This window comes from Bartonella sp. B17 (assembly GCF_053795755.1).
The window spans coordinates 751,653-776,021 of record NZ_CP200032.1 but is presented as its reverse complement, the minus strand read 5'-3'; the positions used below and the strand labels follow the sequence as shown (position 1 = coordinate 776,021).

The 24,369-nt window shown below is 36.5% G+C and carries 21 protein-coding genes and 1 tRNA gene; 5 read left to right on the top strand and 17 right to left on the bottom strand.

Features of this window, described 5'->3' with window-relative positions:
* Positions 1 to 216 precede the first annotated feature (216 nt).
* Together V4B18_RS03420 and V4B18_RS03415 are read right to left on the bottom strand one after the other, a co-directional pair.
* Complete coding sequence (locus tag V4B18_RS03420; protein WP_455476420.1) at positions 217 to 1,335, bottom strand: DegT/DnrJ/EryC1/StrS family aminotransferase; 1,119 nt, start codon at positions 1,333 to 1,335, stop codon at positions 217 to 219.
* Positions 1,336 to 1,389: 54 nt separating this feature from the next.
* The gene (locus tag V4B18_RS03415) at positions 1,390 to 2,334 is read right to left on the bottom strand and encodes a Gfo/Idh/MocA family protein (RefSeq protein WP_455476419.1); all 945 of its coding nucleotides are present in this window, start codon (positions 2,332 to 2,334) and stop codon (positions 1,390 to 1,392) included.
* Between the two features lie 172 nt (positions 2,335 to 2,506).
* Between V4B18_RS03415 and V4B18_RS03410 the strand changes: the two genes are divergently transcribed.
* A tRNA-Met gene (locus tag V4B18_RS03410) sits at positions 2,507 to 2,583 on the top strand.
* Positions 2,584 to 3,617: 1,034 nt separating this feature from the next.
* On the opposite strand, the gene V4B18_RS03405 is transcribed toward V4B18_RS03410, so the two are convergent.
* The 8 genes from V4B18_RS03405 to xseA form a co-directional block, all read right to left on the bottom strand.
* On the bottom strand, positions 3,618 to 4,400 hold the full coding sequence (locus V4B18_RS03405; protein ID WP_455476418.1) for an ABC transporter ATP-binding protein: 783 nt from the start codon (positions 4,398 to 4,400) through the stop codon (positions 3,618 to 3,620).
* Positions 4,387 to 5,271 carry an ABC transporter ATP-binding protein gene (locus tag V4B18_RS03400; protein ID WP_455476417.1) on the bottom strand — a complete coding sequence of 295 codons (885 nt, stop codon included), beginning with the start codon at positions 5,269 to 5,271 and terminating at the stop codon, positions 4,387 to 4,389. The genes V4B18_RS03405 and V4B18_RS03400 overlap by 14 nt, the downstream gene beginning before the upstream one ends.
* Positions 5,264 to 6,193 carry a nickel transporter permease gene (gene nikC, locus V4B18_RS03395; protein WP_455476416.1) on the bottom strand — a complete coding sequence of 310 codons (930 nt, stop codon included), beginning with the start codon at positions 6,191 to 6,193 and terminating at the stop codon, positions 5,264 to 5,266. The genes V4B18_RS03400 and nikC overlap by 8 nt, the downstream gene beginning before the upstream one ends.
* Positions 6,190 to 7,266, bottom strand: a complete 1,077-nt coding sequence (locus tag V4B18_RS03390; protein WP_455476415.1) for an ABC transporter permease — start codon at positions 7,264 to 7,266, stop codon at positions 6,190 to 6,192. Before V4B18_RS03390 ends, nikC begins: the two co-directional genes overlap by 4 nt.
* A gap of 102 nt (positions 7,267 to 7,368) precedes the next feature.
* On the bottom strand, positions 7,369 to 8,994 hold the full coding sequence (locus V4B18_RS03385) for an ABC transporter substrate-binding protein (RefSeq protein WP_455476516.1): 1,626 nt from the start codon (positions 8,992 to 8,994) through the stop codon (positions 7,369 to 7,371).
* Positions 8,995 to 9,378: 384 nt separating this feature from the next.
* Positions 9,379 to 11,004, bottom strand: coding sequence for an ABC transporter substrate-binding protein (locus tag V4B18_RS03380; RefSeq protein WP_455476414.1), 1,626 nt, complete (start codon positions 11,002 to 11,004; stop codon positions 9,379 to 9,381).
* Between the two features lie 1,104 nt (positions 11,005 to 12,108).
* Positions 12,109 to 12,735: a DNA-3-methyladenine glycosylase I gene (locus tag V4B18_RS03375; RefSeq protein ID WP_455476413.1), complete on the bottom strand. Its 627-nt coding sequence runs from the start codon at positions 12,733 to 12,735 to the stop codon at positions 12,109 to 12,111.
* The gene (gene xseA / locus V4B18_RS03370; protein ID WP_455476412.1) at positions 12,713 to 14,143 is read right to left on the bottom strand and encodes an exodeoxyribonuclease VII large subunit; all 1,431 of its coding nucleotides are present in this window, start codon (positions 14,141 to 14,143) and stop codon (positions 12,713 to 12,715) included. Before xseA ends, V4B18_RS03375 begins: the two co-directional genes overlap by 23 nt.
* Before the next feature lie 405 nt (positions 14,144 to 14,548).
* Between xseA and V4B18_RS03365 the strand changes: the two genes are divergently transcribed.
* Positions 14,549 to 14,833: a DUF6460 domain-containing protein gene (locus tag V4B18_RS03365; protein ID WP_455476411.1), complete on the top strand. Its 285-nt coding sequence runs from the start codon at positions 14,549 to 14,551 to the stop codon at positions 14,831 to 14,833.
* A gap of 28 nt (positions 14,834 to 14,861) precedes the next feature.
* Here V4B18_RS03365 and V4B18_RS03360 read toward each other — a convergent pair whose 3' ends face one another.
* The 3 genes from V4B18_RS03360 to V4B18_RS03350 form a co-directional block, all read right to left on the bottom strand.
* A complete protein-coding gene (locus V4B18_RS03360) occupies positions 14,862 to 15,662 on the bottom strand; it encodes a TIGR02186 family protein (protein WP_455476410.1) in 801 nt (266 codons plus the stop codon).
* A 2-nt stretch (positions 15,663 to 15,664) separates the two neighbouring features.
* Positions 15,665 to 16,585 carry a sulfite exporter TauE/SafE family protein gene (locus tag V4B18_RS03355; RefSeq protein WP_455476409.1) on the bottom strand — a complete coding sequence of 307 codons (921 nt, stop codon included), beginning with the start codon at positions 16,583 to 16,585 and terminating at the stop codon, positions 15,665 to 15,667.
* A gap of 168 nt (positions 16,586 to 16,753) precedes the next feature.
* Positions 16,754 to 17,563: a hypothetical protein gene (locus V4B18_RS03350; protein WP_455476408.1), complete on the bottom strand. Its 810-nt coding sequence runs from the start codon at positions 17,561 to 17,563 to the stop codon at positions 16,754 to 16,756.
* Between the two features lie 576 nt (positions 17,564 to 18,139).
* On the opposite strand from V4B18_RS03350, the gene V4B18_RS03345 reads away from it, so the two are divergent.
* From V4B18_RS03345 to V4B18_RS03335, 3 genes are read left to right on the top strand one after another with little or no spacing between them, the layout of a single operon-like run.
* On the top strand, positions 18,140 to 18,886 hold the full coding sequence (locus V4B18_RS03345) for an electron transfer flavoprotein subunit beta/FixA family protein (protein WP_455476407.1): 747 nt from the start codon (positions 18,140 to 18,142) through the stop codon (positions 18,884 to 18,886).
* Positions 18,887 to 18,938: 52 nt separating this feature from the next.
* Positions 18,939 to 19,859, top strand: a complete 921-nt coding sequence (locus V4B18_RS03340; protein ID WP_455476406.1) for an electron transfer flavoprotein subunit alpha/FixB family protein — start codon at positions 18,939 to 18,941, stop codon at positions 19,857 to 19,859.
* Between the two features lie 3 nt (positions 19,860 to 19,862).
* Entirely contained in the window at positions 19,863 to 21,524 is a 1,662-nt protein-coding gene (locus tag V4B18_RS03335) for a 4Fe-4S dicluster domain-containing protein (protein ID WP_455476405.1), read from the top strand.
* 388 nt (positions 21,525 to 21,912) lie between these two features.
* Here the strand turns inward: V4B18_RS03335 and V4B18_RS03330 are convergent, their stop codons facing one another.
* The 4 genes from V4B18_RS03330 to rsmI form a co-directional block, all read right to left on the bottom strand.
* Positions 21,913 to 22,704: a pyrroline-5-carboxylate reductase gene (locus V4B18_RS03330; protein WP_455476404.1), complete on the bottom strand. Its 792-nt coding sequence runs from the start codon at positions 22,702 to 22,704 to the stop codon at positions 21,913 to 21,915.
* Positions 22,705 to 22,758: 54 nt separating this feature from the next.
* On the bottom strand, positions 22,759 to 23,004 hold the full coding sequence (locus V4B18_RS03325; protein WP_455476403.1) for a hypothetical protein: 246 nt from the start codon (positions 23,002 to 23,004) through the stop codon (positions 22,759 to 22,761).
* A 92-nt stretch (positions 23,005 to 23,096) separates the two neighbouring features.
* Positions 23,097 to 23,465 carry a YraN family protein gene (locus V4B18_RS03320; RefSeq protein ID WP_455476402.1) on the bottom strand — a complete coding sequence of 123 codons (369 nt, stop codon included), beginning with the start codon at positions 23,463 to 23,465 and terminating at the stop codon, positions 23,097 to 23,099.
* A 4-nt stretch (positions 23,466 to 23,469) separates the two neighbouring features.
* Entirely contained in the window at positions 23,470 to 24,357 is an 888-nt protein-coding gene (gene rsmI, locus V4B18_RS03315; RefSeq protein WP_455476401.1) for a 16S rRNA (cytidine(1402)-2'-O)-methyltransferase, read from the bottom strand.
* Between the last annotated feature and the right edge of the window lie 12 nt (positions 24,358 to 24,369).

Below are 24,369 nucleotides of genomic sequence, written 5' to 3'. Positions count from 1 at the left end.
AAATATCTCAATCAATTAACAAATTGCATCTTCCACAACACAACATCCTCATTGTCACATTAAAAAATACATTAAAATAGACTCTCCACAAAAACCTACTTTATTAATTTGGGGATATCTTTTTATAGTTCCGGTTTTAGCTTAAAAAAATTTTCTAAGATGTAACCTAAATAAAGCCCGCTCTTAAAGAATTTTTTCTAAGATAAAGTCATTTTCTTAAACATGATAAAAATCTCTTATTCGCTGAATAATCGTATCCTGATCATTTTGCATCAAATAAGGATGCATGGGTAAACTTAAAACAGAATCTCCCAAAGATTCAGAAACAGAAAGAGAACCTTTCACATAAGGAAAGTGCTTATAAGCTAACTGTTGATGTAATGGAGTTTTATAGTAAATCATCGTCGGAATAGAATTTTTCTGCAAATAGTCCTTTAATTTATCGCGATTTTCTACTTTAATAGTATACTGCGCATAAGCACAACGCTTCTCCTGCTCTACTTCTGGAACAGTGACAATATCTCTTAAATTATCGGAATAATATTGAGCAATTGCCACACGCTTTTCCATTTCATCTTCAAATATAACGAGCTTTTCTAGCAAAATTGCAGCTTGAATTGTATCTAAACGTGAATTCAAACCAATACGCACATTGTCATATTGTGTTTCACCTTTACCATGGAACAAAATAGAGCGTAAAAGTGCGGCCAAATCATCATCATTGGTCATCATCGCACCTCCGTCACCATAACACCCCAATGGTTTTGCAGGATAAAAGCTAGTTGCAGCTACATCACCAAAAGCGCCACACATAACATTACCACTTTTACCACCCATCGATTGAGCACTATCCTCAATAACAAGAAGATTCTCCTTCGCAGCTATTGCAGCAATTTGAGTATAATTGGCAGGAAGCCCAAACAAATCAACAGCAATGATTGCTTTTGGTTTCAGACGTCCTTCTTTTTTAACCATTTCGATCGCTTCACAGAGCTTCTCAACATCAATATTGAATGTATCAGGCATTACATCAATAAAAACAGGTTCAGCTCCTACCAAAGCGATAACTTCAGCAGTTGCAGAAAACGTAAAGCTAGGACAAAAAACTGCATCACCTAAACCAATATTCTTAGCCATAAGCGGCATCTTCAAAGCATCAGTTCCATTAGCACACGCAATCACATGTTTTACACCAAGATAATCTGCTAATTTTTCTTCAAATTCTATTACTTTTGGCCCTAAAATATACTTTCCACTGTTGACCACATGTGCAATTGCAGCATTAATTTTATCTTCAATGCGCGCACGCTGCATCCCAAGGTCTATAAATTGCATGTTAACTCCCCTTAAATAATGCCAAAGCACTGCTTATCTTTCTATCTATGATAATTAGATACTAGCAGCAGCTAAAATCCGTAAAACAGCGATAGCCTCATCGCCATTTGTACGGGGCAATTGACGTGTTTTAATACAATGAAGAAAGTGCTGTAGTTCACAGGTAAGCGGCAAATCTTCACAAATATCAATATAATCTAGCTTATCAGTGTTAAAAGCCCACCCTTCATTCTCCTTCCAAATAGAAAAATGATGAAATGCCAATTTACGACTCCACGGCTCCATATCATCAAAAATGAGCATAGCCTTTGTACCAACAACTGTTAAACGTCTTTCACGATAAGGACTAAAGCGCGAAGCAAAAAGATGGCCCCGTATACCATTTGGAAAAGTCATATGAATATGAGCAAAATCAGAAAGACGATCAATAACAGCTGCCCCCTTTCCCTGAATTTCAGAAGGTTCACATCCCGTTAAAGTCAAAATCATTGAAAGATCATGAGGAGCAAGATCCCATAAAGCATCGCTTTGTGTATGAAATTTTCCAAATCCTAATCGATGAGAATAAATATAACGCACATCTCCAAGTTTTCCCTCTGCCACTAATTCACACATTTTTTCAAAAGCAGGATGAAAACGCAAAATATGGCTTACCATAAAAATTCGCCCATATTCACCAGCAATCTTAACTTGCTGCTCAGCATCTGCTATATTTAAAGCAATTGGTTTTTCAACCAAAACATCTTTACCATTTTTAACAGCACGCAGCACATTTTCTGTATGGAATTGTGGAGGTAACGCTAACACTAGCGCATCAATATTTTCATGAGTAAAGAGATTATCAGGTGCAACAGCTTCAACACCATAAATTTTAGAAAAATTTTTAGCCCGATCAATATCAGCATCAGAAACTGCTACTAAAGCTCTAAGCCCCTGAAGTGTCCGTATATGATTTCTACCCCAATCTCCGCACCCTAAAACCGCTACACGTGGCAACATTTTTATGCCTTACCCCTCACTTATATAAAAATATACTTCCCAATATATACTCCATATCGAGGATAAAATAGAATGACAAGAGAAAAGCTCAAAAACGGTGCTTGACATACCGCTATTCTACCTCTTATATCCGCAGAAGATAAAACAATTTGTAATGATATTTGTTTGTTATGGCGGAGTAGCTCAGTAGGTTAGAGCAGAGGAATCATAATCCTTGTGTCGGGGGTTCAAATCCCTCCTCCGCTACCATTTTCTTTTTCATAGCAATTTTTAGAAAACTTTATGCTTTTTATCTAAAGTTATTTTGATTTCTCGCGGATTTTTATAAAATTTGTGTTCATTTATTTTTTCAAAATACCTTAAAGGAGCTTTAAAAAATTATTTTAATCCGTATGATACTTTTTCAATAATTTTTTATAAAACCTACTCTCTTCTGATTCTGAAATAAAAACATACGCAAGTATTTTTGTTACATATGTACATATACAGATGTACAAATACTGCTATCCTATTAATCATTACCTGTTTTTTAGTACTTTTATCATTTTTACAAAAACAAATTAAGTTTAAAACAAATAATACTTAACATAAATAAAAATCTTGTAATATTATCCATCAATGTTTTTAAATATTTTATTAAATAGATTCATAAATTACTTAAATATAAAAATATCATTGATATTTATCATGCAATAATATTAACATGATAAATACAAAAACCTTTTCATTGAACATAACATCAATTTATAAAGCAATATAATAAAATTTTAAAACTGACGTCAATATTTTATCAGAAAACAATAATTGGAATAAACGAAGCTGTTTCAAGATGATATCTACCGATACCTTTATTTAACTACAAATCATTATACTTAAGAACAGAAAAAAGCTTTTTGCTTAAAAAGCAATACAAAACAAGTATTAAAAATAAACATAAAAATAGCTCGAGATAATAATATTATTAATATTTCTATACTAAATCTCAACAACAATTCCATTATAAAAAAAATCAATAGAAAGTCATAAACTAAAGATTGCGTAATAATATCTAAAAATTAAGTATCATAGGCATCCATCACGCAATAAATAAGTAAAGAATTACTCTAATACAAAATAATGGCGCCTAATAGGCGCCCAAAATTAATAAGTCTCTGCTTTATAGAGATGTCAAGCACCACAGCAATTTTCATATGATACTTAAAAGAAAAAAGTAAAAAGCAAATGCTTGCACTTTTCCGCATGCGCATGGTTCTCTTTACTTATTCAAAATTCTAAAAAAATCATCACACTCTTTCTTCTCTGCAAGCAATAGAATCAATACTGGCTTCAAAAAACATCTTTGTGTAATCATTTTTCGCACGTAAATGGCGTAAATCACTATTGCTGAGCTCTTCAAGGATAATCCCTCGATGCATAATGCCAACACGCTCACATATATGAGCAATAACGGGAAGATCATGAGATACCATCAAATAAGTTAATTGATGCTTTTCCCGTAGTGACTTTAATAAATTCAAAATTTCGGCCTGCACCGATACATCCAATGCAGATGTTGGTTCATCCAGTAATAAAACTTCCGGTTCAATAATTAAAGCCCGTGCCAAAGCAATACGCTGACGCTGCCCTCCAGATAACTCATGTGGATAACGGTAAAGAAATGAAGAATCTAAACCTACAGAACTTAAAACATTTTGTATCCGCTCTTTTCGATTATCCATATTATGGATTTTTAGAGATTCAGAAAGAACAGTATAAACCATTTTTCTTGGATGAAGCGAAGCATAGGGATCTTGAAAAACAATTTGAATACAACGTAAAAGAGCTTTGCTTCTTTTCTGTGATATTTTGTCTCCATGAAAGATGAAATCCCCACTATAATGAGGAATAAGCCCTACCAATGCATTCAAAATTGTTGACTTTCCACATCCAGATTCACCAATTAAACCATAAGCTTCGCCAAGCTTAATATGGAAATTAACATTTTTAACAACTGTTATTGCTTTGTGCCCATGCTCAAAGGTTACAGATAAATTAGAAACATCAATAATATTTTCACAAGTGGTCATGGCAAACTCCCTCAATACCATTAACAATGATCGGACCATCTAGCCAAGCAGGATCTCGCTCAGGAACCGCCAAAACATCCACTGTTCTATCAAGCCGCGGCAAACTATCTAATAAAGCCCGAGTATATGGGTGACGCGCATGCGACAAATCACATGCAGGTAATTCTTCTACTATGCGACCAGCATACATCACCAAAACACGATCACAAAAATCAGCAATCATATTTAAATCATGACTAATAAAAATAAGCCCCATTCCAGATTTTGTCACAAGTTCATCTAATACAGATAAAACTTGAGACCTTACAGTGACATCAAGTGCAGAAGTTGGCTCATCAGCAATAATCAAATCAGGTTTAGGGATCAACATCATAGCAATCATAACCCTTTGTCCCATTCCACCTGATATTTCATGAGGAAACAACCGCATAACATGCTCAGGATTACGAATATGAACAGATTCTAACATAGAAATTGATTTTTCCCACGCATCCATCTTTGAAACACGATAATGGATACGGTAAGCTTCCATGATCTGATCTCCAATTCTCACTAATGGATTAAGCGAATATTTAGGATCTTGTAAAATCATCGAAATACGTTTTCCACGGATAGTCCGCATTTTCGGTTCACTTGCTGCTAGCAAGTCAACATCATCAAAACGCATTTTGTCAGCTTTAATGATTGCTGATTTTGAGTTTAATTTTAATATTGCACGTCCAGTCGTTGATTTTCCAGACCCAGATTCGCCAACAATTCCAATTTTTTCTTTTCCAACTGAAAAACTAACACCACGCACAACTTCTAAAACACTACGCGTTGTCGGAAAAGAAATACGTAAATTCTCTATTTCTAATAAATTTTTAGCCATTACGTGGATCCAATATATCACGAAGTCCGTCACCTAAAAGATTGAAAGCAAGGCTTGCAAGCAATATTGCACAACCTGGCATCGCCGCTAGCCACCAACTTGTCATCATAAATTCACGACCTGTTGAAAGCATTGCTCCCCATTCAGGACTTGGCAGTTGGGCACCTAATCCCAAGAAACCAAGCCCTGCAGCCGTCAAAATAATTCCAGACATATCTAACGCTAGTCGTACAATCACTGAAGGAATACACATAGGTGCAATATGAAATAAAATAATTCGCCAAGTAGATGCACCTTGCAAACGAACTGCTGAAACATAATCAGATGAACGTATAGTTAAAGTTTCAGCACGTGCTAAACGTGCTATTGGTGGCCACGCTGCAATTGAAATTGCAATAGCTGCATTTTCAATACCTGGTCCCAAAGCCGCTGAAAAAGCAAGTGCTAAAATCAAGCTTGGAAAAGCAAGAAAAACATCGACAATACGCATAAGAATAGTATCAACCACTCCCCCCATATAGCCAGATACAGTTCCAACGATTAACCCTACAGGCCCTACAATAATTGTGGTGAGAAAAACAATATAAAGAGTAATACGCGTACCAAAAATGATTCGACTAAAAATATCACGCCCCAATTCATCCGTTCCTAAATAATGCTGCATAGATGGCGGTTGTAATCGATGCAATAGATCATTATGAAAAGGATCATAAGAAGTAATCCAAGGAGCAAAAATTGCACACAAGATAATAATAAGGATGATAACCAAACCAAATACAGCCGAAAGATTATGAGAAAATCTGATTGCTGAATGATAAATTTTTTGTACATTTGCTTGAATTATTGATCTTGGAATAGGCTCATTTAACCAATACCTCAAAGAAAATGATGGTTGCAATGTATGATGATTAACTGTTGTCATAAACGTGTCCTCGGATCAAATATGCGGTAAAGAAAATCAGAAAATAAATTAATAGCAATAAAGATAAATCCTATAATCAAGGTGCATCCTACAACCGCATTCATGTCTCCTGCCAAAAGAGCATTCGTCAAATAACGACCAAAACCAGGCCAAGCAAAAACTGTCTCTGTTAAAACAGCTCCTTCTAATAAAGAAGCATAAGAAAGCGCAACGACAGTGATAATCTGAACAGCAGCGTTACGAAAAGCATGACACCAAACCGTTCGCATCCAAGATAATCCTTTAACACGCGCAGTAATAATATATTCCTGATTAAGCTGTTCAATCATAAATCCACGAGTCATACGCGTAATGTAAGCCATAGAACCGAAAGCTAAAATTAAAGCAGGCATAATAATGTGGCTTAAAACGTTGCGAAAAGCCTCCCACTGCCCCTGCCAAGCAGTATCCCAAAGCAAAAATCCAGTTCTGGGTTCAAAAGAATATTCATAAATAAAATCAATCCGCCCTGGACCTCCAATCCAACCAAGCTTAGCATAAAATATCAATAACGCCATCAATCCAAGCCAAAAAGCTGGTGTTGAATAACGAAGGAGCGTAAAAATACGAACAAAATGATCGATGAATGAATTACGATACATTGCTGCAAAAACACCAAGCGGAATACCTAAACTCGTGCCAACAATAGTAGCAATTGTTGCAAGCTCTAATGTTGCAGGAAATACGCGCATAATATCTTCCATGACAGGACGCCCCGAAGTTAACGCATCCCCCAAATTAAAGGAAAATATATCGCGAAGATAATTCCAATATTGAACTATCAAGGGCTTATCAAGACCCAACTTATAAAACATTGCATCATAAGCTTCTTGGCTAATATTATCACCAAGAATAGCAAGAACAGGATCTAAAGGAAGAAGGTGACCAATAAAAAAAGTAATGGTCACTAAACCAAGCAGCGTAAAAAACACCGAAATCAACAACTTTAATACCTTTAAAAAAAAGGCCCATAAATACAAACTTTTCTGCCTTGGTGATATTGCTACACTAGCTTCTGAAAATGATAAAGTCATCTTAATAAGATCCTATACACCGATAACAAGTGAATGCGACGTTTTTCTCCGCCACACAGCTAAATAAACTACAATAAAGCTTTATACACAATTTTACTCATACTATTGCGCATACTTTTCAGCATCATTGTAGTAAATCCTAAAACTATTCCAAATCCAATTTTTTACTGCGGATCCCATGCCAACGATATAATATGGCTGAAATAAATAAATCATGGGACCGTGTTCGAACATATAATACTGTAAAGCATGATATTGCTTAATCCGCTTATTTTGATCTTTCTCAAACAATGCATCCATTACCATTTTATTGGCATTTGCATCGTAATAGCCAGCGCGCCAAGCAAGATACATGCTATGCTTTTTTGTAAATGTCGGATCAGGATTAAAAATACTACTTAATGAAACAGGGTGCCCATCAGGATCAGAGCTCCCCCACCTCATAATCGCAGTATCATAACTTCCACCACGCACACGATTCAATAATTGAGTATGTGCCATTTTTTCAATTGTAAGCTCAATACCAATTTTGCGCGCATTTTCTTGGATAGATTGCGCAACAGGTAATGCATAAGAAAGGCTACTCACTAAAAGATTAGCTTTAAAACCATCAGGATAACCCGCTTCGCTTATTAACTGCTTTGCTTTTTCTAAATCTAGCCTGAACGGCAATCCTTCCTTTTCATTCAAAGCTCCTGGAATACCTAATGGCATGTAACTTGCTCGTGGAATTGCAATGCCTTTTAAAATAGTTTTTCCAAGATTTTCGTAATCAATCAAATAACGAAATGCTAATCTTACTTTTTTGTTAGAAAAAATTACATTTTTATTGTTCAGCGATAAATAGACAGATTGCGGTCGTAAAACACGGCTAATTTTAATAGAACCTTTTTGCCTTTCAATGCTTAAAATATCCTCTGAAGAAAGATCACGCGCAATATCTACATCACCTTTTTCCAAAAGCAATCTCTGACTCGTTGATTCAGCTACATGCTGCAGTATGATCTTCTGTATTTTAGGAGCGTCGCCCCAATAATGTTGGGCTGCTTGTAATACGACTTTGTCTCCTGGGTTCCAACGTACTAATTTATAAGGACCAACACAGGCTGAATGGGTCGCTAAATATTTATTACCCATATCACCATCAACACTATTTGCCTCAATTGTCTTCCGATCAAGTAAAGCAGAAGCATAGGATTGCCCAATCACTGTCAATATAAGATGAATAGGATAAGGTTTATCCAATTTTAGTTGCAGAGTTTTATCATCCAAAGCTTGAATATTGGTTTCTATATTATCTTTTGTAAATCCATAATTTATCAAAGACTGAGCAAAACTAAATCCTAATTTAACAATACGTTGCATTGACCATGCAAGATCCTGCGCTGTTGCCACTCTTCCATCATCAAACTTTAAATCATCACGAAGATGAAAAATAATTCTTTTCCCACCATCTAAAACATCCCAAGATTGAGCCATTGCAGGACGAATTTTTGCAGCATTAGACTGATCATATTGCACTAATGCGCTGCACATATTCAACAATAACTCGCTCGTTACAATCTCAAGGGATTGTGCTGGATCAAAACTGCTAATTGAATCAATATTCCAAGCTATCACCAACGTATCTTTCGGTAGTGTACTTAATGCTGGTGATATGAATCCATTTAAAAAACTCATCACTCCCAATAAAACACAAAGCTTCTTTAACGTCTTTCCCTTGTTCATTTTTTTCATTTTGTTTCCCTACTTTGCATTTTATTTTTGGAGATATTTTGTACACAAATTACTTCTAGTTTCTGTACTTCTAATTTCTCCATTGCATCGCCCCCCTACAATACAATCATAAATTTCCTGCTTAACTTCCGAAAAACATATTCTCAAGCTCTAAATCTACAAATTGAGATAGCCTCCCTGCCGCTTTTCAAATATGATTTTTATGATTACGAATGAAAACTCCCCCATCATAAACTGTACCTAACCCCACTGTATAGTAAATTCCCTGCAATTTCATATCCTAGACGGCTTAAAAATCACTTTTATGCAGGGAACAGGGATATTATTTATGTCATAACCACATTTTTCTTCGTACTAACAGAGCCTAATATGCACCTATTTTTCAATTGCGCTATAAAAAATATGCGGCGCATTGTTCCAAACCCATTTTTTAACAACAGGTGACATAGCGACAACACTATATTTTTGAAAAATGAACGCATACGGTCCTGTTTGCATAAGCTTGCGCTGTAAATCAGCATATATTTCCGCTCGCTTTTGGGAATTTTTTTCAAATAATGCATCGTTAACTTCCTGATTCATATTTTTATCAAAATACCCCTTCTGCCAGCTGGGATAGCCTGTATTCCTAGCATCAAATCGATTATCAGGGTTGTAAATAAGACGTAAAGCCATTGTATGAGGATCCGCAGAATCATTATTCCAACCAACAAAAACGGTATCAAAAGAACGTGCATAAATTTTCGAAAATAATTGTGCGCCTCCTAAGCGTTCAATTTTCAAATTCACACCAACCTTTGCAGCATTATCTTGAATAGATTGCATAATCGGCAGATTAAGAGAAGACGCTCCGACCAAAACACTTGTCTCAAATCCATTCGGATAACCTGCTTCGGTTAAAAGTTGCTTAGCTTTTTGAAAATCGACTTTAAAAGGCTGTCCTTCCTTTTCATTCAAAGCCCCCAAAGTACCGAGAGGAAGAAAACTTGCCCGCGGAACAGCAATTCCCTTGAGAGTTGTCTTTGCAAGACCTTCATAATCAATAAGGTAGCGCATCGCTAAACGCACTTTTTCATTGGCAAAAATAGGATTCGTCATATTGAAACCCCAATACATCATGGACGGTGCCAACACTCTCTCAACCTTAATATCCGTTGTTTTTTGGAGATCTGCTAAATCTTCAGATGTCAAGTTACGTGCAACATCAATATCATGTTTTTGTAACAATAGACGTTGTGTTCCTGACTCAGCAACATGACGAATTAAAATCTGTTTAATCTTAGGCGCTTCTCCCCAATAATTGGAACTAGCACGCAATAAAACGGCTTCTCCAGGACGCCAACTCGCCAACTGATAAGGACCAACACAAGCAACATGGTTAGCCAAATACCGACTTCCCATATCGCCGTCTTTTTCATTCTCTGTAAGCGTTTTACGATCAAGCAAAACAGTAGTATATCGAGCAGCAACATTATTAAGAATAAGCTCTTCTGGGTAAGGTTTATCAAATTTCATTACCACAGTTTTCTCATCTGGTGCTTGAAGAGCAGAATCGACTGTTTCAGAAGTAATACCATAATCACTAAATGTCGCAGCATTGGCCATACTTAATTTAACAACCCGCTTCATGCTCCAAAGAAGATCATAAGCGTTTGCAGGACGACCATCATTAAACTTTAAACCATCGCGCAAATGAAAAGTAATCGTCGTACTGTGATCATCACCTGAAACATCCCAGCTCTTCGCCAAAGACGGAACCACCTTAGCTGCATTATCTCGAGAAGAACTAACCAAACTATCACAAGTATTGCCAATAATTTCAGCTGGAATAACTTCATTGATTTGCGCAGGATCAAATGTAACAATAGAATCAATATTCCAAGCCATCACAAGTGTATCAACAGGAGTTTTTGCGGATACTTGCTGCAAAGACACACCCATAACAACAAGAGCAGAAATAAAAGAACTACTACCCCTCAATATCTTTCTCTTCAAACTCATAAATTTTTCCCTTTGTAATATTTTAATCAATTCATTATTTTCAAATGACACAATAAATTTACGACAATAAAAACTGAATAAAAACAATCTAACGATCTACACATATTTATTCCATTTTTAGTCTATTTATTTATGCCTTAATAAAACCATAAGAATACGCATCCCCCCTTAATACTGCTAACTTGTATCCACAACATAACACATAACACCCCTTATTCACTGGAACAAGCAGATTATCCTTAAACTAATCGTTGAAGTTGTAAACCATGAATAAAATTGTTACATGAAGATTTATGAGTTATCATTCTACTCTCTATAAATTGTTTAAAAATAGTTCTGCCCCCAAATATTCAATTTTAAAGCGCAAACATTATCCTTCGCATTGTTGTAATTGAACTAAACTTAGTAAAATATAAAAAGTATCCTTGTTTAAACGCCAGCTTCTATAAAAACCATTTAACCTCTTAAAAGCTAAACGTAAAAAACCCTTTTTACTTACAATACCAAGCAATTTGACTGGAATAAAATTGCGACAAAAAATACCAATCTTTTCAAACAAACGTCATCTTTTTAAGAAGACACTATTTTCAAAAAATCATGCCCAACAAGAAAGCGCATAACCTAACACACTTTTTCACTGATAAAAACAAAACCCATCATTCTTGCCCCCTCATAAAAACATAACCGAATATAAATTTTTCTTAATCTCGATTTTTATCACCGCTAGTGCATTCAAAGAACTCACACACCACACTGAACCCCTTGACATCAGTAATAAATGCTAAAGACTCAACTAAACATTACAGCAGATAGAAAACCTTTCCGACTTCAACTTTATTCTTAAAAAGCTGAAACCAACACATAAAAAAACGCTTTTAAAAGAAAAAGCTATCAGATAATAAAATGTCACACAAGTATTCTAAATGATTTAACATCAATTTTTCATTATCACCATTTTGCTTTATACTTCACTCACAAACACTTGATAACGGAACATTTAATCAAAATAACCAATGACTATACATTCAGTAAAAAACATTTTTCTTTCAATTTTAAAAAAGAGAACAACGCATACATGGATAAATTGAAAAGAATATCGAAAATTTAACGACAAAAACACCCTTCAAGATGATCATTAACAATCCCTATTGCCTGCATGAAAGCATAACAAGTTGTAGGACCAACAAATGTCCAGCCACGTTTTTTTAAATCTGTCGCAAGACGAACAGAAGCGGGTGTAATAGGATTATCACGCAATATTTGAAAATTTACTTTTTCATAACGCTCAAATTGCGGCGGCTGAAAAGACCAAAAATAATCAGACAAACTACCCCATTCTTCAACGATTTCCCGTGCTTTTATGGCATTATTAATCACCGATCGGATCTTTCCCTGATGGCGAATAATATCTTTATCAAGCATCAATGTTTTGACCTTTTTCTCATCATAACAAGCAATCTTTTTGAAATCAAAAGTGTCAAATGCTTGGCGAAAATGAGGGATTTTTTTTAAGATTATCAACCAAGAAAGCCCTGCTTGAAAACCTTCAAGACAGATTTTCTCAAATAAACGGCAATCATCAAAAACAGGCTTTCCCCATTCATTATCATGATAAGCACAATAAAGCGGATCAGTTCCTGCCCACGAACAACGAACTTTCCCATCCGCTCCCATAAGAAGCCCTTCATTAAGTGCTATCTTTACCGTATCAGAAGAGCGTTCCTTGGTCATCTTGCTTTGATTTTACCCGTTTAGATTTTATAGATTGGTTGGAAGCATTATTTTGTGCTGAAACACTGATTTCACCATCAAAAAAACGCAAATTTATTGACCCTATTTCAGGAAATTGCACCAACCGTTTAATAGGCTTATCATTTTTCCCCAAAGCTAAAACAAAGCCACGCTCTAAAATACTTTGGTATGAAGTACTTTTTAAAAGTCTAAATGCTAACTTTACCTGAGCACGCTGTTTTTCAACAGTGTGCACAAAAGTACGACGGAGACGCACAGTGTATTCTTTGATCCTTTGCTTAACTTTTTCAGTATTTAATAACCGTGGTGAAAGACGCGTACTAAGTGCATGAAAATAAGAACGTTTTTTATCAAAATTTACACGAAAAGCACGCTGTAATCGGCTTGAAACTTCATCAAAAACACGCCGAGAAAAGGCAAAAAGTTGATCTGCAGTTGGAAGACCTCGTGCAACTGCACGAAACCTTTGTTGATGAAAATCAAAATAACGCACTATTCCTTTGCGTAAACGTGCACCAAGCGATGCCACCTCCACTTCAAGATCAAGTTTAACAGGAACAGCCTTCTCTGCTGCTCCTGTGGGAGTTGGAGCGCGCCAATCAGCGACATAATCAATCAAGGTCCAATCTGTTTCATGCCCAACAGCAGAAATAACCGGAAGGACAGAGGCATAAACAGCACGAACAACGGCTTCATCATTAAACCCCCATAAATCTTCTAAGCTTCCTCCTCCTCGTGCAACAATAATAAGATCAGGCTTTGGAACAATACCTCCTACAGGCAATTTATTAAAACCTTCAACAGCAGCAGCCACTTCTCTCCCACTGGTATCTCCTTGAACCCGTACAGGCCAAACCAAAATATGTAATGGAAAGCGATCTGATATACGATGAATAATATCGCGAATGACAGCACCTGTTGGTGATGTCACAACGCCTATAATTCTGGGCATATAAGGCAAAGGTTTCTTCTTGGCTTCGTCAAATAAACCTTCATCCGCAAGCTTCTTTTTGCGGTTTTCTAAGAGTGTCATTAAAGCACCAATCCCCGTTGGCTCAAGCGCTTCAATGATAATTTGATATTTTGACGACCCCAAATAAGTTGTAAGCTTGCCAACGGCTACCACTTCCATCCCTTCTTCTGGAGGAAACTTGAGTTTTTCCATAACACCGCGCCAAATGACAGCTTCCAACCGCGCCTTATCATCTTTTAAGGCAAAGTAAGCATGACCTGAAGCATGGGTACCGCGATAACCTGATATTTCTCCACGCACCCGCACATAACCAAACTTTTCTTCAACGACACGTTTTAAAGCCCCTGCTATTTCAGAAACACTAAATTCCACTACATTTGTAGCCACTGGTTTTTCAGTAAACAAATTCGTCATTTTTTTTCAATCTAGGGATAACAAAATATTCAATCTTAATATCGACACAAACACATATACACCAAAATGAACAGTATCTCCGTAAAATAGGATGTTTTAAAATCACATTCTATACACAACATACTTACTTGCTATGAAAAAAAGCCATCGATACATTAAGAACTCTTACCTCTCATGCAAAATGTTAAAATATTATAGATACCTCTTTGAAAACTCTTTTCAAAAAATCTAGAAAATTCATAAAAGAAAATATTAGAAAATACCACAAAAATGACATACCAGTATCACAAAGCATTAAACTTGAAAAAGAAGAGAAGAAAACTCCCCTGTTCTTTTTATAAAAGTAACAATGATACATTCTACAGCTGAAGTACAATAAAACAATATGTTTGAAAGTATACGAAAGTGAACAAAAAGAAAAATACGTCCAATTCTTTGCATTCATTTTTTAGAAGCACATTAGGGCATGTCGCTATAAAATTACTCACCCTTTCATTCCTCGTTGGCATTGTGATGAACTTTTTTGAGTGGACTCCTCGTAGTCTCATACGAAAAATAATAAAATTTTTATGGGAAACAGGATTTGCAACTTTTTTCACAAACTTATTCCACATAACCGTAACGGGAGCAGTTATTGTCGTGCCTATTTTTCTTCTTTTACGCATTTTTTGCAAAAAACGCAAAAAATAAATTTCTTAAGTATTTTCTATATTTTACGCTAATCTTTTCGAAAAATAAAACGGCATAAAAAACCCGTAACTATAGCTACAAGCACTGCAACAATACCATATAACAAGCTGTATTTATGAGCTCCGTAAAAGATTGAATACGCGATATGTGCTTTAACTATCTCAAGAGTCGTTTCCGCTCTATCAATGAATTGCCCATCACGAAAAAGGTAAGCACGAACCTGATAATGGCCAACAGGAATGTTTGCTGGTAGCCGAAAATGCGCTGTAAAAAGTGAACCAGAACCAAAACGAACGCCACCGACCTCCTCACTATAAAGTTTTTTAGCTTTTTGCAATTTTATAAGTTCGTTGCGAAAATTTTTTATTTTTTCTTGATCCTGTTCATCTGTTTGCAACGGAAAATAAGATAATCCTAACCTTAAACGTCTGTAATTTTCAGCACTAGTAATATCATCAATTTCACGCGTTGTAACCATTGAATAAAAAAGAGGAACATTTTCAAAAACGAGAGAATCGGCATTAACCCAAACCCCAGCATTACGCTTCTTTTCTCGCATAACCATTGATCGAGTTTGTCCCTCTAAGCTAACAACGATATCGTAGCATTTTTGTCGAGAATAAAGTGGATCAGTATTTTCTAAAACTCCAGCAATATAAAGATCACGACCATCAAAATATGTATCAACCGTAATTGTATTCGTTGTTACAATAATTTGAAGAGTCTCATAGTTCACCGATGCAGTTTCCTTGCTAACATATGCCAACGTAGAAAAAGGAACCAGACAAAACAAGTTGGAAATTATGCATAAAGGAAATAATTTACCCATTTTTATCCCATAAGAATGGCCAAAGAAAAAAGGTTATCGGGACGTACAAATAATTGAAAAGCCAAATGCATACATATAATTAACACTAAAAATGCGAGCGCCACGCGCAATTGCTCCGCCTTTAATTTTCGTCCAGCTCGTATTCCATATTGCACGCCAATACTTCCCCCAAGCATCAACAAAAAAGCCAAAACAATATCAACGGACTGATTACTCACACTTTGCAAAACTGTAGTAAAAGAGGATACAAACGTAATCTGAAAAAGTGAAGTTCCAATCACTACACTAGTTGGAACTCGCAAAAAGTAAACCAGCGCTGGCACCGTAAAAAACCCCCCACCAATTCCCATAATGGAAGATAATAACCCGACAATTAAACCAATTCCTAAAACTGGAATGATGCTTACATATATCATTGATGTCCGAAAACGCATTTTTAACGGCAATTTATGGATCCAATTATGCTTACCAGCAAGACGAATATGGACTTTTTGTCCTTTGCGCCGTCGCATCATATCGCACCAACTTTCAATAATCATCAAACTTCCGACAGTCCCAAGAAGAACCACATAAAGAAGCGAAATGATTAAATCTAATTGCCCCACTCCCTTTAAAATAGAAAAGATCTGAGTTCCAATGAAAGCACCAATCCCCCCTCCAATTGTTAAAAGAGTACCAAGTTTGATATCAAGAGTGCGCCTTCTAAAATGTGTAATCGCCCCTGTCACAGATGATGCAATCATTTGATTAGCTCCTGTTCCAACAGCAATAGCAGGAGGAATATTATAAAAAATCAAAAAAGGCGTAATTAAAAAACCACCACCAATCCCAAAAAGACCAGAAAAAAAGCCAGCGACCACCCCCATGCCAATCAAGACCAGCATATTGAGCGACATTTCAGCAATTGGTAAATAAATACTCACAGACACAACCTTCAACGCAATTTGAGGCTTGTTTTGGATAATTTTAAAGCTCTTTTTCTATAATTTCTTTGCGCTTAACAAACAGCTTCAGATACTATACACAGCCCTAAAAAATTATGAAACTACGTACACCATCACATCTCTTTATTCAACTACCACATCATAAAATTAAGAAAAATGAGATTCTCTTAAAAAACTGTAGAAGCATAACGTTATCGCTGCCATAAATGCAATCGTTAAAAAACGAGTAAATCGGTTTTTAACAAAATAGCGTAAAAAAAATGGAACCCTTAAGAATAAGGCTTTAAAAGAAGGAGAAGATTGCTCACCTTCAATGCAATCATCAGATGTTTGCGCATCAGAATAATTCTCTTTCATTGCAGAATGTACAAGCTCCTTATCCTCTTTTACAGCAAGCTTTGCAGCATCTTTTAATAAAGCACTTTTTTTACTTTGTTGCGATACACTTAAAGCATCTATTTTGATTGGTTTTTTATTGTTTTTTTCTGAAAAGTTCGCTCCTTTTTGAAACGAATAATCTACTTGGCTCTCCTCGCATGTCATATGAGCAAGATGATGTACAATAGAAGCTGGCGATTTTACATGAGAAACAGGCTGTGCTGTTGCAGTTTTTTGCGAACTTATTTTTTTACTCTGCAAACTCTGAACAAGAGTTTTAATCTGCTCTAAATGCTCAAAAAGCGCTTTTTCTTTCTGGCGGCGTATGTAATACTCAGCCAAAATTGCCCGACTAATATCATCTAAATAAGATTTTAAATCATCTTTTACTAAACTCTGTGATGCTACGCGGCAAGGAGAATGCTTCTCCTGCATTTGTGTGTGAATATAGCGTAATTTTTTAGCAATATCCGACATTGTCATTTCAGTAGGTGAAGCCTCTCTCTTCTTTTGCTCAACAGCAAAAGAAGAAGGTTTGTCGTGCATAGTCTGCTTTGTAATATGACTTTTTTTATTCACAGATGCTGCCCCTCATTTACCTTACTTCAAAGAATCGCATAAATGAATAGAGAATATGCTCTATTTTAGTAAACAGAGCTTTAAAATTACAAAAAAAACATTAAAAAGAGTAAAATAGCTAACTTGTTGATTTCCAATATTTAGATGAACAAATCATTCTTCTGTTTTGTTTCTTACCATTTCTCTATAGCGTTGAACACGTAAAATATCTGTTTGTTATAAATTGAGCATATGGAACTAAAAAAAGATATCCTTATTTTTATTATATTCCATTCTCATCCTTTTCTTATTTCAAGCTTCTTTTGTTCAATTGCTCTATAAATTATACTAAATACACTCAGATTTTAAAATAAATATGACCATTGTTTCTCTTACTTTTATTCAAATAAAAATTTATTAAGAGCAAAAGAAAACAAGTATAGATTGAGGACGACAATACAATTTGTAGAGTACTAGCAGACATAAGAAAACTTACATAACTAAAAAAACAATTGTAAGAAAGACTCATGTCTAAACGATTTGGTTTCTTTTTAAGATTATTATAAACTCATGGTCATATAAACAAAGAGGATCATTATGAAGGTAATTGTCGCTGTCAAACGTGTTGTTGACTATAATATTAAGGTACGCGTCAAACCTGATAACACAGGCGTTGATCTATCTCATGTAAAAATGTCTATGAACCCTTTTGACGAAATCGCCGTGGAAGAAGCAGTCCGCCAGAAAGAAGCCGGCAAAATTTCAGAAGTTGTTCTTGTTTCAATTGGTTCAGAAGCAGCACAAGAAATATTGCGAACAGGACTTGCAATGGGTGCTGACCGAGCGATCCTTGTCACAACTGAAGAAACTCTTGAACCATTAGCAATTGCGAAAATTCTGAAAACCATCATTCATGAAGAAAAACCAGATATGGTCTTTTTAGGCAAACAAGCTATTGATGATGATAGCAACCAAACTGGACAAATGTTAGCCGCCCTTCTTGGTTGGGGACAAGCAACCTTTGCCTCACATCTGGATATAGAAAATGGATATGCTACAGTTGTCCGAGAAGTAGATAACGGCACACAAACTATTCGTCTCCCCCTTCCCATAGTTATGACCGCTGATCTGCGATTAAATGAACCACGTTATATTTCTCTTCCTAATATTATGAAAGCAAAAAAGAAATCCATTGAAAAAAAGACACTTGCTGACTTTGACGTAGATACGCGAGCACGCTTAACAATCCTTAGCGTTGAAGAGCCACAATCTCGTCAATCCGGCATAAAAGTCGCTAATGTAACAGAGCTTGTCAGTGCGCTAAAGCAAACAAATCGCATTTAACATTTTATAACAAATAGGTCAAAAATAACGACGCATAAAAAGGTATTAGTCTATGGCAATTCTTTTATTAGCAGAACATAATATAGAAGAAACTGCAAAAGCGCTTACCGCTGCTCAAGCGATCAGCGATCATATTGATATTTTGGTTTGTGAAGCAAATACACAAACACTCGCCGAGAAGAGTGCCAAACTTTCTGGTGTGCGACAAGTTCTGGTTGCTGAAGCTGATCATTTAGCACATCAACCAGCTGAACCTGTGGCAAACACGATAGTCAAGCTAGCTAATGATTATGATGTCATCATAGCTGCCTCTACCAGTATTGGCAAAAATATCATGCCGCGCGTGGCTGCTCTTCTTGATGTTATGCAAATTTCAGATATTATCGCCATTGTTGCACCTGATACTTTCAAGCGACCAATTTATGCAGGAAATGCCATTGAAACTGTACGAACCAGTGATCGTCAAAAAGTTATAACAGTTCGTACTGCCTGTTTTAATCAAAACCCTTCTCAAAATAATAATGCTCCTATTAAAATAATAACGCCTGCTCCTAATCCAAACCTGTCTTCTTTCATTCAAGAAAACACCAATAAAAGTGATCGCCCCGACATTACCTCAGCGCGTGTTATTGTATCTGGTGGACGCGGTCTTGGTTCACAAGAGAAATTTATGGCGCTTCTTTTACCCCTTGCAAATAAGCTAGAAGCAGCCTTAGGTGCTAGCCGAGCAGCGGTTGATGCAGGCTATGCTCCCAATGATTGGCAAATTGGACAAACTGGTAAAATCGTTGCTCCTGAACTTTATATCGCTGTTGGCATTTCTGGTGCCATCCAGCATTTAGCTGGTATCATGGACGCACAAGTCATTGTCGCCATTAATAAAGATGAAGAAGCTCCCATTATGCAAATTGCTGATTATGCTCTTGTAGGTGATCTTCACCAAATCATTCCTGAATTGGAGAAAGCTTTATAAGCTATGAATGTGTCTCAGCATCATCAACGCGAAAGTATGGAATTTGATATTGTCATTGTAGGTGCTGGACCTGCAGGACTTTCCGCGGCAATCCGCTTAAAACAGATTAATCCTGAACTTTCTGTTACAATCATTGAAAAAGGCTCTGAAGTCGGTGCTCATATTCTCTCTGGTGCAGTTGTTGATCCTATTGGTATTAATACCCTCTTGCCAGAATGGAAAAATGAACACAATCATCCCTTCAAAACACCTGTCACTAGTGACCAATTTTTTTTTCTAAAGCCAAAACATGCCACAATATTTCCCAATATTTTTCGCCCAAAAATTTTATCAAATGATGGTTGCTATGTAGTTTCACTCGGCGATGTTTGCCGCTGGCTCAGTAAAAAAGCCGAAGCACTCGGCGTTGAGATTTATCCTGGCTTTGCTGTATCGCACACCATCCAAAACGATAACGGAGCTATCATTGGTGTTCTAACAGGTGATATGGGGCTTAACAAAGATGGAACCCCTGGAGAAAATTATATGCCAGGGATGGCTTTACTGGCCAAATATACTTTGATTGCCGAAGGGGCACGTGGCTCAATTGCAAAACAAATAATACAAAAATTTGACCTCAGTAAAGGCCGTGAACCGCAAAAATTTGGACTTGGCATCAAAGAACTATGGGAAATTGATCCTACAAAACATAAGCTAGGTTTAGTTCAACATTTTACTGGCTGGCCGCTAGATAATGATACTGGGGGTGGGGGATTCCTCTATCATCAAGAAAATAATTTAATTTCTGTTGGTCTTGTTATACACCTAGATTATAAAAACCCTTACCTCTCTCCTTTTGAAGAATTTCAACGTTTTAAAACGCATCCCAAATTATATGAGATCTTCAAAGGCGCAAAACGTATTGCCTATGGCGCCCGTGTCATCAATGAGGGTGGCTGGCAGTCTGTACCAAAACTCACCTTTCCTGGTGGGGCACTCATTGGCTGTGCAGCTGGATTTGTCAATGTTCCTCGCATAAAAGGATCACACAATGCTATCTTATCTGGCATATTAGCAGCTGATAAAATCGCTTCAGCTCTTGCTCAAGGTCGCGCCCATGATGAAGTAAAAGAAATAGAAACGCATTGGCGAAAAGGCCCTATTGGTAAAGATCTTTATAAAGCACGCAATGCCAAACCACTCTGGACAAAATATGGCACAAAATACGGAATTAAGCTTGCCGGCTTTGATATGTGGTGGCAACAGCTGTTTGGATTCTCTTTATTTAGGACACTTTCCCACGGAAAAGCAGATTATGCATGTCTTGAACCAGCAAAAAAATTCCATCCCATTGTTTATCCAAAGCCTGATGGTATTGTAACCTTTGATTGTCTTTCCAGTGTTGCGCTTTCAAATACACACCATGAAGAAAATCAACCTTGTCATTTAAAAATAGCTTCACTTGAAAAACAAAAGAACTCTGAATATGCTATATATGGAGGGCCTTCTGCACGCTATTGTCCCGCGGCTGTTTATGAATGGCTCGAATATAATGATCACGAAGCTTATGTTATCAATGCTTCAAACTGCATACATTGCAAAACATGCGATATCAAAGACCCTAATCAAAATATCAATTGGACCTGTCCGCAAGGCAATGAAGGTCCCATTTATCCAAATATGTAGTAATTGTTCATTTCTCTAAAGCTTGAGCTCACAAAAACTCAATGAACACTATTCTCTTCCCTTAGACCAAAATCCCCCAAACCACCAATACATGCAACTTTTTGTGCAAAGCAAAATGCACTTTTTACATCGCACCAGCAATAAAATCTTTAAACCATCGTGTAAATTTTTCCATAAAAAAGACCACTATATTCTATCTCTCAATGACGAAATAATAATCACAATACTGGCTATTGTAATACGCTATAGAAAAATCATAAAATCAATCTATTTGTTGTTGAACGTACCCAGCGGGAAATTTTGCAGTTTCGATGTCTATGTAAATATAAACGAATATATTAATATTTTTCAGCATTCATTGAAGTAAAAAAATATTAGCAAAACAATCCTAATTTTTACATGAAGCACCCATTTTGTGCAAAGTATTCTCAAGAGCTGTTATCAAAGCAGCATTTCCTCCTTGGCGAGAAAAACAATTTGATAAAAGTTCATTTGTTCCCCCTTTTGTTGAAAACTCTTTTTCAAGCAGTGCAAAATCGAGAGATGCAGTATGATCAATTGCTATAATTTTGCGCATTTCATCAGTAAGATTGCCAAACATCATAGCAAGAAACTCTACCGACTGCTGTTCTTTTAACCCTTTTGCAACAAACCACTGATGTGCTGTTCCTATAAAATTAAAATAAACTCCCATTAACGAACCAGCAGTCATGAAAAGGTTAAACTGATCTTCCGCTTCCAACACCATTGTACCACCCAAAGCATCAAATACAGTGTGTAAAAATGGATGATCAGGATAAATTGGCGTTAAATTTTTGCATTCTGAAACAAAAGGAAGTGGAACAGCACGATAAACTTTATGATCAATCCACTCTTCAACTTCTGCTGCTTTTGCCATAGCAAGAACGGAAACAACAAGCTGTTCTGAACGAAACCGCAGAGGACGCAAAACCTCTTCTGCAATTTGATTGGGCAGACACAGAAAAACACAATCACTCGCATCCAGTAACGCTTGATTATTTTCAGCAATCGTAACCTTATCATACTTGCATGAAAGGCGCTCTGCTATTTGTACATTGCGTGGCGAAATGATAATTGAAAGAACATCAAAAGCGCTCGCCATTAAGCCATCCACCATTGCAGCACTAATTGTACCTGTTCCTAAAAAACCAATTTTCATTTCTATTCCTCACTCTTATAATCTCAATAGAGTCAAACCAATACTTTATCGATTTTAATTAACATAAATACTAATTGAAAAAGCAACGCATAATATAGCAAGAGTAACCAATCCAAAGTAGATTCTAGGCTTATCAAAAAGAACTGCAAAAGCAGAAAACCAACCAACAATAGCAGCCGCTAATGCAAATAAAAATCCTGGCTTATTCATGAACACAATATGCACTGCCATTAGCCCACCAATAATCAATGCTCCCAAAACAATCAATAAACCAGTTGCAAATTTTTCATAATCGTCCATATTTTACTCCTTATAACACTCAAGTGTTATTCGCTTTTTACTTACGCACATATAATAAAAAACTTCTCACTTAGAAAATAATATAGGGCTCCTTATCTATCAGACGTGAAAAACGCTGGAATATGATGCGGAAAACGCCAAGGTAATATTGCAATCAAATCAAAGCGTATGGATAAAAGGAAATGATCTTTTTGTCGTGCTAACCAAATATCAGTCGCTGCTTTGATGCGCTTCTCATTTACCCGAGAAACAGCAATCATTGCTTCAGCTAATGTTGGGCGTGCTTTTACTTCAACAATTAAAACAAGATTTCCACGCCGTGCAATTAAATCAATTTCACCACATTTTGTTTTAAAACGAATTTCAGCAATGTGAAAACCTTTGAAACGCAACCACCAAGCTGCCCACTTTTCTGCACGAACACCTTTATAAAAAGACTCTTGCCTGCGTTCTTTTTGCATAATTTTATGCACCTTTTAAAAAAATCAACCGCTGAAAAAGTTCTTGCTTTTTGAAGCCTGTTTTTTTTGCAGCCATCGCTGCAGCTTTTGCCGCAGAATGCACACTTGCCAATTCTAATAACATTCCATCAATTTCTTTATCGCTTATCGCTTCCAAAGAGGAAAGAACTGCCCCAACAAGCACAACAATTTCCCCACGAACTCGTGACTGCTTCCCATAATTTTCGAGCAAATTTCCTAAATTAGAAACATCCACTGTTTCAAATTTTTTTGTTAATTCACGACATATTGCAGCAGGCCGATCCACCGAAAAAACAGAGACCATATCCTGCAAAGTTTCAACAAGACGATGAGGTGATTCATAAAAAATCAAAGTTGCAGGGATAGCTTTTAATTGCTCCAACCGCTTTTGGCGCTGTACCTTGCGCGCACTCAAAAAACCTGCAAAGAAAAAGCTATCCGTAGGAAGTCCCGTCGCCACTAAAGCGGCTAAAAGAGCTGAGGCACCAGGAATCGGAACGATTTTGTAACCCGCTTCACGTGCCTGCTCTACTAATTTAAAACCGGGATCAGAAATAAGCGGTGTCCCAGCATCTGAAACAAGTGCAACAGCTTTATTTTCTGCCAAAGCCGCTAATAATCTCGATCCTGCTTTTTGCGCATTGTGTTCATGATAAAGAAATGTTTTTTTCTCAATACCATAGCGTTCTAACAAGACACGCGTCACACGCGTATCCTCACACGCCAAGATATCAACCCCTGAGAGCACTTGCAAAGCACGAATCGTTATATCTGCAAGATTTCCAATAGGCGTTGCCACTAAATAAAGCGCTGATTCTATGACGGGTGCAGAATAAGCATGAGCGCCTATAAAATATGCTTTCTTACTCATACCCTTCTTTCA